Annotated in this window: 10 protein-coding genes; 5 read left to right on the top strand and 5 right to left on the bottom strand. The window is 68.6% G+C overall.

The genetic code is table 11. The features are described 5' to 3' along the window. The first annotated feature begins 418 nt into the window (after window positions 1-418). On the top strand, window positions 419-4,033 hold the full coding sequence (gene mobF, locus D0Z08_RS10290; RefSeq protein WP_182481262.1) for a MobF family relaxase: 3,615 nt from the start codon (window positions 419-421) through the stop codon (window positions 4,031-4,033). Window positions 4,034-4,518: 485 nt separating this feature from the next. Further along, entirely contained in the window at window positions 4,519-5,682 is a 1,164-nt protein-coding gene (locus D0Z08_RS10300) for a tyrosine-type recombinase/integrase (protein WP_118925158.1), read from the top strand. Here D0Z08_RS10300 and D0Z08_RS10305 read toward each other — a convergent pair. The 4 genes from D0Z08_RS10305 to D0Z08_RS10320 form a co-directional block, all read right to left on the bottom strand. Further along, window positions 5,649-6,215, bottom strand: coding sequence for a nucleotidyl transferase AbiEii/AbiGii toxin family protein (locus D0Z08_RS10305; protein ID WP_118925159.1), 567 nt, complete (start codon window positions 6,213-6,215; stop codon window positions 5,649-5,651). The two genes, D0Z08_RS10300 and D0Z08_RS10305, sit on opposite strands and share 34 nt — an antisense overlap. A 261-nt stretch (window positions 6,216-6,476) precedes the next feature. After that, window positions 6,477-7,013 (bottom strand): type IV toxin-antitoxin system AbiEi family antitoxin domain-containing protein, encoded by a 537-nt coding sequence (locus D0Z08_RS10310; RefSeq protein WP_182481263.1) that lies wholly within the window; start codon window positions 7,011-7,013, stop codon window positions 6,477-6,479. A 159-nt stretch (window positions 7,014-7,172) separates the two neighbouring features. After that, window positions 7,173-8,246 (bottom strand): redox-regulated ATPase YchF, encoded by a 1,074-nt coding sequence (gene ychF / locus D0Z08_RS10315; protein ID WP_118925161.1) that lies wholly within the window; start codon window positions 8,244-8,246, stop codon window positions 7,173-7,175. Window positions 8,247-8,257: 11 nt separating this feature from the next. Further along, window positions 8,258-8,467, bottom strand: coding sequence for a hypothetical protein (locus D0Z08_RS10320; RefSeq protein ID WP_118925162.1), 210 nt, complete (start codon window positions 8,465-8,467; stop codon window positions 8,258-8,260). Window positions 8,468-8,557: 90 nt separating this feature from the next. Between D0Z08_RS10320 and D0Z08_RS10325 the strand changes: the two genes are divergently transcribed. Next, window positions 8,558-8,968, top strand: a complete 411-nt coding sequence (locus D0Z08_RS10325) for a VOC family protein (RefSeq protein ID WP_118925163.1) — start codon at window positions 8,558-8,560, stop codon at window positions 8,966-8,968. 121 nt (window positions 8,969-9,089) lie between these two features. On the opposite strand, the gene D0Z08_RS10330 is transcribed toward D0Z08_RS10325, so the two are convergent. Next, complete coding sequence (locus D0Z08_RS10330) at window positions 9,090-9,911, bottom strand: M57 family metalloprotease (RefSeq protein ID WP_118925164.1); 822 nt, start codon at window positions 9,909-9,911, stop codon at window positions 9,090-9,092. 134 nt (window positions 9,912-10,045) lie between these two features. Here D0Z08_RS10330 and D0Z08_RS10335 point away from each other — a divergent pair, with 134 nt between their 5' ends. Beyond that, window positions 10,046-10,831, top strand: a complete 786-nt coding sequence (locus D0Z08_RS10335; RefSeq protein WP_118925165.1) for an exodeoxyribonuclease III — start codon at window positions 10,046-10,048, stop codon at window positions 10,829-10,831. A 60-nt stretch (window positions 10,832-10,891) separates the two neighbouring features. Next, window positions 10,892-11,551, top strand: coding sequence for a hypothetical protein (locus D0Z08_RS10340; RefSeq protein WP_118925166.1), 660 nt, complete (start codon window positions 10,892-10,894; stop codon window positions 11,549-11,551). Window positions 11,552-11,557 lie beyond the last annotated feature (6 nt).

Below are 11,557 nucleotides of genomic sequence, written 5' to 3' on the forward strand. Positions count from 1 at the left end.
TGGCAGCGTAGTCGACTGCTCGTGCTGCCACGCCGAGTCTGCTGGGTTCGCTGCGCGACCCGTGACAGATCGAGCCGATTGCGACACCTCTCGATCTCTTGCCATGCTCCTCTCGCTGATCGATGTCGCAGAACTCCCGCGCCGGGCTCAGGCGGGACACCTCCGTCGAGAACTCCACGGCATTACGCCGCTCGAGAATCAAGAGCCCACACACCGCCCGCTAAGCCCCGAATTCTCCTCCATAATTGAACGTTGACGAATATCACGTGTCGTTTAACTTTCTGCCTGCGCCGTCACTCGACACGCTTTCCTGACCCTTCAAATCGTCGGCACGCATGCTACGAAGGTTCGTAGATGGGCCGCCCGACTCGGGTGGCCCACGAGTCATTTTCGGGCGACTTGTTGGACGTGATTGGTCATGCATGGTGGCGTCAAGATCTACAACCGATCACCCGCTGCAGCGCGCGCTTACGTCGAGGCCGACCGGTCCCGGGTCGATGACTACTACCTCACCGAGGGCACCGGAATCGCCCGCCGTTTCGGCGCCACCCCCGACGGCGAAGGTGTGATCGATCTTGGGGTGCTGGACGGCGAAGGGTATGAGCAGTGGGTCGCCGGCTTCGACCCGGTGTCCGGTCAGGCGCGGGATCGGCGCCGCGAGAACGGCAATCCGGTGCGGTTCGTGGAGATCGCGGTCAACGGCCCGAAGACCTGGTCCCTGGCCGCGGCACTGAACCCGGAGGTCTCGGCGGCCTACGACGCCGCGCAGGACCGGGCCGCCGAGCAGATCATCGGCTGGGTCGCCGAGCACGCCACCACCCGGGCCGGGCAACGCGACCGGCAGGTCCAGGTCCCGATCGAGGAACTCGAGGCGGTCACGGTGCGGCACTACACCTCGCGTGCCGGGGACCCGCACCGGCATCTGCACCTCCAAGTGAACGCGAGGGTGTTCGCCGTCGGGCAGTGGCGGGGCCTGCACACGGTCGGGTTCCGCGACTACATCGAGGCCCTCAACGGCATCGGCCACGCGGCGGTCATGTGTGACCCCGACTTCCGGGCCGCTCTGGCCGGTGCCGGGTTCACTCTCGATCCGGCCACCTGCGAGATCGTCGAGCTGGCGCCCTACGTCGGGGCGTTCAGCGAGCGGGCCGCGCAGATCGGCCGGAACATCGACCGTTACGAGGCCGAATGGCGCTCCGCGAACCCCGGCCAGGAGCCCGGCCCAACGGTCCGGCGATCCTGGGACCGACGGGCATGGAAGGACGCCCGCCCCGACAAGATCGCACCCAAGGACGGCGCCGAGTTGGTCGCGGCGTGGAACCAGCAGTTGGCCGACCTCGGCTACCAGGACCCCACGCCGCAGTTCGGGCTGCCGATCATCGTCGGCGCCCCGCAGGTCGGTGAGTTCGACCGCGACGCCGCCGCCGAGACCATCCTCGTCCGTCTCGGTGCCCGACGGTCGGCGTGGAACGCCGCCGACATCCGCGGCCAGGCCGAGAAGGCGATCGCCGCAGCCGGGCTGGTCCTCGACCCAAGTGTGCGGATCGAGCTGGCCGAGGACATCACCGCCCGCGCCATCGAGGCGTGCGTGCCGCTGCTGCGCCACCCGGGTGTGCCCGAGCACATCCGGTCGCTGTCCTCACGCCACGTGCTGGATGTCGAGGCCGACATCGTGGCCCGGCTCGCCGACCGCGCCAGCATCCCCTCAACCCCGGCGGTGCTGTCCCCCGCCACCGGGACAGGGCTGGATGAGCCCCAACGCACCGCAGTCGGGGTTCTAGCCGGGGACGCGGAGCTGGTGGTCATCGAGGGCGCGGCCGGGGCGGGGAAGACCACCACCCTCGCCGCCACCCAGACCCTGCTCGGTGAGCAGGGCCGTCGGATGCTCGTGGTCACCCCGACCCGGAAAGCAGCCCAGGTCGCAGCCCGCGAGGTCGGCACCGCGGGCTCGGTCGCCTGGCTGGTCCACCAACACGGCTACCGGTGGGACACCGACGGCCGGTGGACCCGCGTCCCCGCTGAGCCAGCGTCCGAGGCAGTACTGGGTCAAGGTGACCTGCTGCTGGTCGACGAGGCCGGGATGCTCGACCAGGACACCGCCCGCGCGCTCCTCACGGTCGCCGACGAGATAGGCGCCCGCCTCGCCCTCGTGGGTGACCGGCATCAACTCCCCGCCGTCGGCCGCGGTGGCGTCCTCGACCTCGCCGCACGTTGGGTCCCACACCAAGCGCACGTCGACCTCGACATCACTCACCGGTTCGCCGACCCCGAGTACGCCGCGATCAGCCTCGCCCTGCGCACCGGGTCCTCCACCTACACCCTCCCACCGCCAGCCCCATGCCAAGCAGACGGTGAGCCGGTTGGTGAGCGAGATGGTGAGCCGACCCGGCAGGTGTGGGCAGCGTTGTGGCGCCGCGGCCAGGTCCGGATCTACCCCAGCGAGACCGAACGCACCCAGGCGCTGGCCCAGCTTGCCGCCGACAGCATCGTGAGCCGAGATCGGCGCGCGCGCCAGATGTTGATGCTGGCCGACACCCGCGAACAGACCACCGCACTCAATGGCGCGATCCGCGACCGGCTCGTCGCCGCCGGCCGAGTCGAGGACACCCACGCGGTCGCCACCGACGCCGGGGAACGGCTCGGGGTCGGGGACCGGGTCGCTACCCGCCGCAACGACCGCGACCTCGGCGTCACGAACCGCGACACCTGGACCATCACCGCCATCGGCCACGACGGCAGCCTCGCCCTACGCGGCCGAAAGGCCACCGACCTGCGCACCCTTCCCGCGACCTACGCCCGCAAGCACACCGAGCTCTCCTACGCCACCACCGTCTACGGCGCCCAAGGCGAAACCACCCGCACCGGACACCTCGCGTTGGGCGAGCACACCTCCGCTGCTTCCGCCTACGTCGCGATGACCCGCGGCCGGCACGACAACATCGCCCACCTCGTCGCCGAAGACCAGGCCGACGCACGGCGCCAATGGGAGCAGGCGTTCGCCCGCAACCGGGCCGACCTCGGCCCCACGATTGCTGCCGCACAAGCTGCTGAGGACATCGAGCGCTACGGCACCCAGCAACCCACCCGCCCCCTCGACCAGGTGCTCGGCGACCTGTGGAACGCCTGGACCCGGCAGGCCGACCTCCACGAACAGCACCAGCGACTGGTCGGCGAACGCGACGCCCTCGAACAGGTCGCCGCGATCCAAGCCCGCTACACACCCGACCGCGACCGCCTGAGCGGAGAAGAGATCCACGCCAGACGTCGCTGGCTGCAGGCCCGCCAGCAGGTCGCCGACCTCGACACCGCACTCAAGTCCGAGACAGCCGACCTCCAGACCCGGGTCTGGGACGCGTGGCGCCAAGACCTCTCTGAGGCCCGCCTTTCCGCCGACGTTGTCCGCGCCGGCGCCGGACGACTCGGCCAGAACCGGCGCCAGGTCCGCGACGCCACGACCGAGCTGACCGCCTTCGCCCAACGCTGGCACCCCGCCGTACCCGACCTGCCCAGTAGCCCCGGGGAGCTCGCAGACCAGGTGATGTGGCTGCACGGGCACCGCGTCCAGGACCCGATCAACGCCTACGTCGCCCGCCAGGTCGCCGCCGCCCACCCCGACGCCGACCACATCCGCGACGCCGAGCACGACGCCTACGCGGCGTACAACCGCGCCGAACGAGCACGCACGAAGCTCGACGAGGCGATGTACGCCGAGCTGCGCCCGTACGGCAAGGCAGCACATACCCGCGACGCCGCCAGTCGGCTCGCAGCTGTCGCAGACGAACTGGCAGCAGTCGAAGGCGACCTGCACACCGCCACCACGCGCGTCGGTGCCCTCGCGAGTGAACCGTGCCTCCGGACGCTTCCGGACGGAGGATTCGACGTCGAACACGACCGATGGGCCGCCGACCGCCTCGTACGGCAGCAAACCGCCACCCGGGAAGCGTGGGAGCGCCGCCAGGAGCAGACGCGGCGTATCGAGCCACCCCCTCCCAGCCGGAGCACTCCTGACCACGGGAGAGGAATTGGCCGCTGAACCAGTCACTCCAACAAGCACCGGCTAACGGCGTCCGATCCGCACCACCACCTGTTGCTTTTCCTGGTCGAGACACCCGCGCGTGATCGCTCCGGGAGGTGCTGCACACCTAGGAGAACAAGCGCAGTCGATCCGGCACCCGCCCCCCGCGCTTTGTAGATCACCCACCACCGATGAGGAGAAGCAACATGAGCACCGCGCCCCACCACGACGACAATCACGCAGACGACGAGATCCTCAGCATCGAGGAAGCCGCCGGGTTCCTCCGCGTCCCCGTCGCCACCCTGCGCTACTGGCGCTACTGCGGCGACGGGCCCGTTCAGCTTCAAGGTCGGTCGCCACGTCCGCTACTGGCGCACCGACCTCATCCTGTGGCGCGCCGAGCAGGGACGCCGACCCAACCCCGACTCTTCGCGGACAGACCGCAGGTGAGACGACAATGTCGGACCGGCGGGTCACGATGGTGACCCAGGAGAGGAGCGGCCATGGCCGGGAACATTGCTAAGCGCGCCGACGGGAAGTGGCGCGCACGCTACCGCGACGAGGCAGGCAACGAACGCGCTCGCCACTTCGACCGCAAGATCGACGCACAACGCTGGCTCGACAACGTCACCGCCTCGGTGGTGGCGGGCACCTACGCCGATCCCAAGGCCGGCAAAGTCACGTTCGCCGCGTTCTTCGGCGAGTGGTCCGCGCGCCAGGTTTGGGCTCCCGGCACGGTGCTAGCGATGTCGCTCGCAGCACGCTCCGTGCCATTCGGGAGCAAGCCGATGAAGCTTGTCCGTCGCTCCGATGTCGAGGCCTGGATCAAGAGCATGGACGCCGCCGGGCTGGCCCCCGGGACGATCAAGACCCGTTACGTGAACGTCCGCTCGGTGTTCCGCGCGGCGCTGAAGGACAGGATCATCGGCTCCGACCCGACCGAGGGAGTACGCCTCCCCCGCGGCCGTCGCGCTGAGGCCGCGATGTCGATCCCAGCACCCGAAGAGGTCGGACAACTGCTGGACGTGGCCGATGACCGGTTCCGAACGTTCGTCGCCCTCTGCGCGTTCGCCGGTCTACGCCTTGGTGAGGCGGCCGCCGTCCAAGTCGGCGACATCAACTTCCTCCGCAAGTCACTGACGGTGCACCGTCAGGTGCAGCGCGTGAACGGCGGCTCCGTCGACATCCGCTCCCCCAAGTACGGCTCGGAGCGCGTCATCTATCTGGCCGACAGCCTCGTCGACCTGCTCGCCCAGCACGTCGCCGCCTTGGGCGGCAACGGATCACAGCAGTGGTTGTTCGTCGGTGAGGGCGACGATCCGCCCCACCAGAACACGGTCGGCTACTGGTGGCGTAAGACCCTGCGCGACGCGAGTCTTTCCGGCATCAAGCTCCATGACCTGCGCCACTTCTATGCCTCGGGCCTGATCGCCGCTGGATGCGACGTGGTGACCGTCCAGCGCTCACTGGGTCACTCGAAGGCAACGACGACGCTCAACACCTATGCCCACCTCTGGCCGACGGCGGAGGACCGAACGCGCAAGGCCGCCGAGTCGATCATCGCCGCGTCCCTCGGACGACCTGATGACGCCGCTCAGTCCGACGCAGACTCAGCGAGCGTCCTTCGTTCCCGCTATCCCGAGAGGGCATCCAGCCGCGCGACGTAGTCGTTCAACCAGGCCACCGCGTCAACGACGCTCGGGAGCACGTCAAGGCCGTCCGCGGCTTCGGAGTACAGAGGCCCCCAGTCGACACCTGGGGAGAGCATCGGCGGCCACTCGTGCTCCGCGCGGAATGTGAACAGTCGTCTGGTCGTCGCCGCGACAAGGTTCGACGCCGTCATCGGCGCTATCAACTGGAGGTCCACCAGGTCGTGCGCTCGGTCGCTGCGAGGCGCAGTGCAGGCATGGATCTTCTGGGCGATCTGGTGATGCAGCGGTTGGACGCGCACCGGCGCCGGCGCCGGGAGGCCAAGTGCACCGAACAGGCGGAGCACCTCGTCGGACATCTCGAACTCGGGCTCTTCCCGTGTGGTGGCCTCGAGCTCGTCGTAGCCCACTTCGAGGTCGACGCCTTTGAAGGTGCGGTCGTGATACTTCATCGTCACCCGGAAGGGCTGCATGACGTACGCCTCGGGCACGGTCTGCGGGCTTCGCTTCGCGCCCATTGTCACGGTGCCGGTGAACCCGCCCCAGCCCAATTGCTAGCGTCTCGGAAAGCCGGTCGTGGAACTCGTCAAGATCACCACGGAACGCCGTATCGAGGTCGGGGGTGTCCCGGGTCAGGCTCTCCCCGAAGCGGAGCTTTAGTCCAGTTCCTCCCTTGATCGCCGAGTCGGGCAGCATCTGCGACAACGCAACGTTGCCGACCAGTGCAACCAGACGCCGCTCGGTCGTATCGACTTCCTTGCTCAACGCCGTGATGGCGCGGAAGAGGTCAGCGACCCGCTTCGGTGGTTCGGTCATTCCTGCTCCAGTTCCGAGATGATCGCTTCCGCTTCGCGATGGTCGATCAGGCCACGTACGTCAGCTTGCCGTGCGGCGTCGATGAGCCTCGAGGTCCTCACTCTGTCCCGGCTGGCGCGGATCGCGGCGGCCAAGGTCATCGCGGGCAACCCGTCGATGTCGGTGCGCTGGTCGGCCGGGACCGTACGAGCGATCACCTCGATGGTGGGCGGCAATTGTCTGCGCACCCTGCCGCCCGTCGCGACCTGGATGCGTCGTAGGTTCACCTGTGCGAGGTCGTGGGCCGCCAGCACGGACTCGTCGGCCAGTACCGCGTCGCCGCCGACCAGTGCCACCGCGGCCGCGAACTCCGTGAGGGCATCGGCCGGAGCCTCCTCCATCCGGTAGACCCCATGTCCGAGCCTGGTGAGCGCGCCGCGGGAGGCGAGCTTGCGGACTTCGACGGCGGGCACGCCACTGGACTCCGCATCGCGCAGCGTGACGATGCCATGCGAGTCGAACGCCAATTCGCGTAGTTCGCTTCGGTAGCCCACGGCTCTGCCTCCTGCCAAAAGCGTACCAATAACAGTACGGTTTTGGCATGGGCGGCAACCAGCGCTAACGGGTCGGCGAGCGGCGTCCCTGAAATTCTTGCGGACTATTTGCGGACTTGGGGCACCTACACCCCCTCTGACCTGCGCAAACGCGTCGATTCACACGTTGAAGCGGAACTCGACCACGTCGCCGTCCTGCATGACGTAGTCCTTGCCCTCCATCCGGACCTTGCCGGCCTCACGGGCCTTGAGGACCGACCCCATGGCGATGAGGTCGTCGTACGAGATGATCTCGGCCTTGATGAAGCCCTTCTGGAAGTCGGTGTGGATGACACCGGCCGCCTCAGGCGCGGTGGCGCCCTTCTTGATCTCCCACGCGCGGACCTCCTTGGGCCCGGCGGTGAGGTAGGTCTGCAGGCCGAGGGTGGCGAAGCCGACCCGGGCCAGTACGTCGAGGCCGGGCTCGTTGATGCCGACCTCGGCCAGCAGCTCCCGTGCCTCCTCGTCGTCGAGCTCGACCAGCTCGGACTCGAGCTTGGCGTCGAGGAAGATCGCCTCGGCGGGGGCGACGAGCGCGCGCATCCGGTCCTTGAGCTCCTCGTCGGCGAGCTCGTCGGTGTCGCAGTTGAAGACGTAGATGTAGGGCTTGGCGGTGAGCAAGGACAGCTCGCGGATCAGGGCGCGGTCGATGTTGGTCGCCACGATCGGCGTACCGGCCTCGAGCGCCTCCTTCGCCTGCTTCGCCGCCTCGAGGTTGGCCACCAGGTCCTTGACCTTCCGCGACTCCTTCTCCAGCCGCAGGATCGCCTTGTCGACCGTCTCGAGGTCGGCGAGGATCAGCTCGGTCTGGATGGTCGAGATGTCGCTGCCCGGGTCGACCTTGCCGTCGACGTGGGTGACGTCCTCGTCGCGGAAGACGCGTGTGACCTGGCAGATCGCCGCAGCCTCGCGGATGTGCGCGAGGAACTTGTTGCCCAGACCCTCGCCCTGCGACGCGCCCCGCACGATGCCGGCGATGTCGACGAACTCGACCGTGGCCGGCAGCAGCTTCTGCGAGCCGTAGATCTCCGCGAGCCTCGGGAGCCGGTCGTCCGGGACGCCGACGACCCCGACGTTGGGCTCGATCGTGGCGAACGGGTAGTTCGCCGCCAGTACGTCGTTCTTGGTCAGCGCGTTGAAAAGCGTCGACTTGCCTGCGTTGGGGAGACCGACGATGCCGATGGTGAGAGCCACGGGCGGTCACTCTACGAGGGAGTGCGGCTCCCCTGTGAATCATGCAGCTCGCTCTCCTCTGCGACGGCGTCACGCCGCTTCAGCCGAGCGCGAGCGATGAACGCGGCGCCACCGAGCATCAGGATCAGACCCACGACCCTCATGTTGAGCCACGACGAGTCGGCCTTGAGCGCGAACGTGAAGATCGCACCGACGATGAAGAGGATGATTCCGGGAGCCATGCGCGACCGGTACCCATCCTCACGGTCGCGATCCGACCAGGCTCGGCAAACCGCTCGCACTCCGTCGTCGGCCGCGGGCAGAGTGGGCCCATGGCGATGACCGTGAACAACATGACGTTCGACTGTGCCGACGCCCGCGAGCTGGCCGAGTTCTGGGCGGCGATGACGGGATGGATCGTCTTCTACGACGACGACCCTGAGGTGCTGGTAGCGCCGCACTTCCCGGCGACCGGGCCGACGATGCTCTTCATCCCCGTGCCGGAGGGCAAGACGGCGAAGAACCGCCTCCACCTGGACCTCCAGCCGAGCGACCGCACCCGGGACGAGGCGGTGGCCCAGGCGCTCGCGCTCGGCGCCACCTTGATCGGCGATCATCGCAAGGACGACGGCACCGGCTGGGTGACGCTGGCCGACCCGGAGGGCAACGAGTTCTGCGTCGAGCGGTCCGCCGCCGAGCGTGGCGAGCCCGAGGGCGTCCGCAGCTACCGGATCGGCAGCTGACCCTCCTCAGCCTGCGCTCACACCCAAAGGGAGCGCGGCACGCCGCCCGTCCTTTCCCACTGGTCCCCGTCGAGTCACCACAGGAGAAGGAAGGCGGCGTGCCGCTTTGGGGGGAGGTCGGTCAGGACCCGTAGAGGGCGCGCACGCCAGCGGCGTCGGAGGCCTGGAACTCCAGGTCGTCCGAACCGCCGTTGCACTGCGGGTAGTGCATGATCGACTTGTTGTCGTACGGCGTCAGCGGCCGCCAGTTGTTGTCCTCGAAGCAGGTGCCGGACTCGGGCCGGGTGTGCTCGTGCCGGAAGCCGAGGGTGTGGCCGAGCTCGTGGGCGATGATGTCGATCGGCTCCCAGTTGCCCGAGGTCCAGATCGAGTCGTCGATGAGGACGTTCCGCGAGCGCTTCGACGTGCTCGGGAAGAACGCCCGGGCGATGTACTGCGTCGTGCTCACCGGCTCGACCGAGAACAGCACGTTGTTGTTGCGGGTGTTGCACTTGCTGTCCTGTGACGGCACGTAGACGAAGTTGACCTTCGTCGTCGCGGCCTCCCAGAGACCCGCGCCGCCGGACATCGCCGCCACGACGTCAGCGTGCCGGGTGCCGAACCGGGTGCTCACGCAGTAGGTCATGTTGGCCGCCGTCGCCGCCGACCACTTGTCGTCGTTGCCGTTGACCGTGTTGACGATGAGGCCACCCTCGAGGGTCTTGCCGGTCTTCTTGTTGCCCACCATCTGGCTGTAGAACTTCTTGAGGTCACCGTCGTTGCTGATGACCTCGTCGCCGTTCACGACGTACTGACTGTCGAAGTCGACGTACGTGTCGGCCTTGAACTGCTTGTACGTCGGCGCGCCCGCGTCGGTGGCGGTCGCCGCGGTGCCCGCGAACCCCGCAACCAGGCACGCGGCCCCCACCCCGACGGAAATCTTGCTGAACCTCGAGAACTTCATTGAAAACCCTTCGTCGACAGACCCTTCCGGGCTCATCGAAGCCGTCGAGAGTCGGAATCGACAAGAGGTCCTCCGCCTCACAAACTGGCAGGGTCGAAAGCTGCAGGGTTCTGCACCGCCGCTACCCTCACCGGGTGCGGATCGCCACCTGGAACGTCAACTCGCTGCGCTCGCGGATCGACCGGGTCGAGGCGCTGCTCGACCGGCACGAGATCGACGTACTTGCTCTCCAGGAGACCAAGGCGCGCGAGGACCAGCTGCCGCTGATGGGCCTCCAGGCCAGGGGGTACGACGTCGCCGCCGCCGGCGTGAACCAGTGGAACGGCGTCGCCCTCATCAGCCGCGTCGGCCTCGACGACGTCGAGGTCGGCTTCCCCGACATGCCCGGCTGGGGCGACCCGATCGCGCCAGAGGCGCGCGCCATCGGGGCGACCTGCGGCGGTGTGCGGGTCTGGAGCCTCTACATCCCCAACGGCCGCAAGCCAGACGACCCCCACTACCTCTACAAGCTCGACTGGCTGGCCCGGCTCCGGGAGGCGGCGCGGCCCTGGCAGGACGTGCCGACCGCGCTCGTCGGCGACTGGAACATCTGCCCGACCGACGACGACGTCTTCGACGTCGCGCAGTTCAAGAACTCCACGCACGTGACCCCCGCCGAGCGCGCCGCCTTCCAGGCGTTCCTCGACGACGGCTGGGCGGAGGTGACCCGCGCCCACGCGCCCGGCTACACCTACTGGGACTACTACCGCCAGCGGTTCGAGCGCGACCGCGGGCTGAAGATCGACTTCGTGCTCGGCTCCCCGGGCTTCGCCGCGCGGGTGACCGGGGCGTTCATCGACCGCGAGGAACGCGCCGGGCAGGGCGCCTCCGACCACGCCCCGGTCGTGGTCGACCTCGACCCGGACTCCGAAGCAACCTGAGCCGCGCTCGCGCGTCCTAGGTTGCAGGGGGCACCAATCCGGCGACCAGCGGAGGCGGACATGCACAGGCGACGAACCACCAGGGCCGTCGGGACGGCCGTTGCCGTCCTCGGGGCCTTCCTGTCGATGCTCAGCCCGGCGTCGGCTGCCGCGAGGCCGGTCGTCGACACCGACTTCCCCACGATCGACGAGGTCGCGGCCATCTACCCCTTCTACGCGGGCGGCTGGCGCCAGTTCGTGGACGACCCGGAGCTCATCCTGATCACCCGCGACTGTCTGGGCAACCGGGCGGGGCCGACGGCGCCGTACGGCGGCCGCGGGCTCTACTGGGGCACCGACGCCAACCCGTCGCCCCTCGACGACGGCGATCCCGAGCCGACGGTGGAGGTCTACCGCTTCAACAGCCGGGCCCGCGCCCACCGGGTGCTCGACAGGGTCCGGGACAACGTCGCCCGGTGCTACGGACGCTCTGCCGCGGGTCAGCTGGTCCGCCGGCGCCACGCCATCACGGTGCCCGACCTCGGTTCGGAGCCGCCGCTCGCGTGGCGGACCCGCCTGCGGAACCGGCCGGACCGGGAGGAGGTGCCGGACTACCGCGGCATCGACATCTGGATGCGGCGCGGGCGGTTCCTGATCCTGGTCAACGTCTTCCAGATCACCGCGCCGACGAAGGCCCCCGTGGTCACCCTGGCTCAGCGCGCGCTGGACGCGATCGGTTGACCGCGC

Origin of the sequence: Nocardioides immobilis (assembly GCF_003515065.1) — a bacterium.
GTDB classification, from domain to species: Bacteria; Actinomycetota; Actinomycetes; order Propionibacteriales; family Nocardioidaceae; genus Nocardioides; species Nocardioides immobilis.

Bases quoted from the DNA above. Each gene is read 5' to 3' on its own strand.
- D0Z08_RS10325 (WP_118925163.1), top strand. From the start codon at position 8,558: ATGGCGATGACCGTGAACAACATGACGTTCGACTGTGCCGACGCCCGC.
- D0Z08_RS10320 (WP_118925162.1), bottom strand. From the start codon at position 8,467: ATGGCTCCCGGAATCATCCTCTTCATCGTCGGTGCGATCTTCACGTTC.
- D0Z08_RS10330 (WP_118925164.1), bottom strand. From the start codon at position 9,911: ATGAAGTTCTCGAGGTTCAGCAAGATTTCCGTCGGGGTGGGGGCCGCG.
- mobF (WP_182481262.1), top strand. From the start codon at position 419: ATGCATGGTGGCGTCAAGATCTACAACCGATCACCCGCTGCAGCGCGC.
- D0Z08_RS10340 (WP_118925166.1), top strand. From the start codon at position 10,892: ATGCACAGGCGACGAACCACCAGGGCCGTCGGGACGGCCGTTGCCGTC.
- D0Z08_RS10300 (WP_118925158.1), top strand. From the start codon at position 4,519: ATGGCCGGGAACATTGCTAAGCGCGCCGACGGGAAGTGGCGCGCACGC.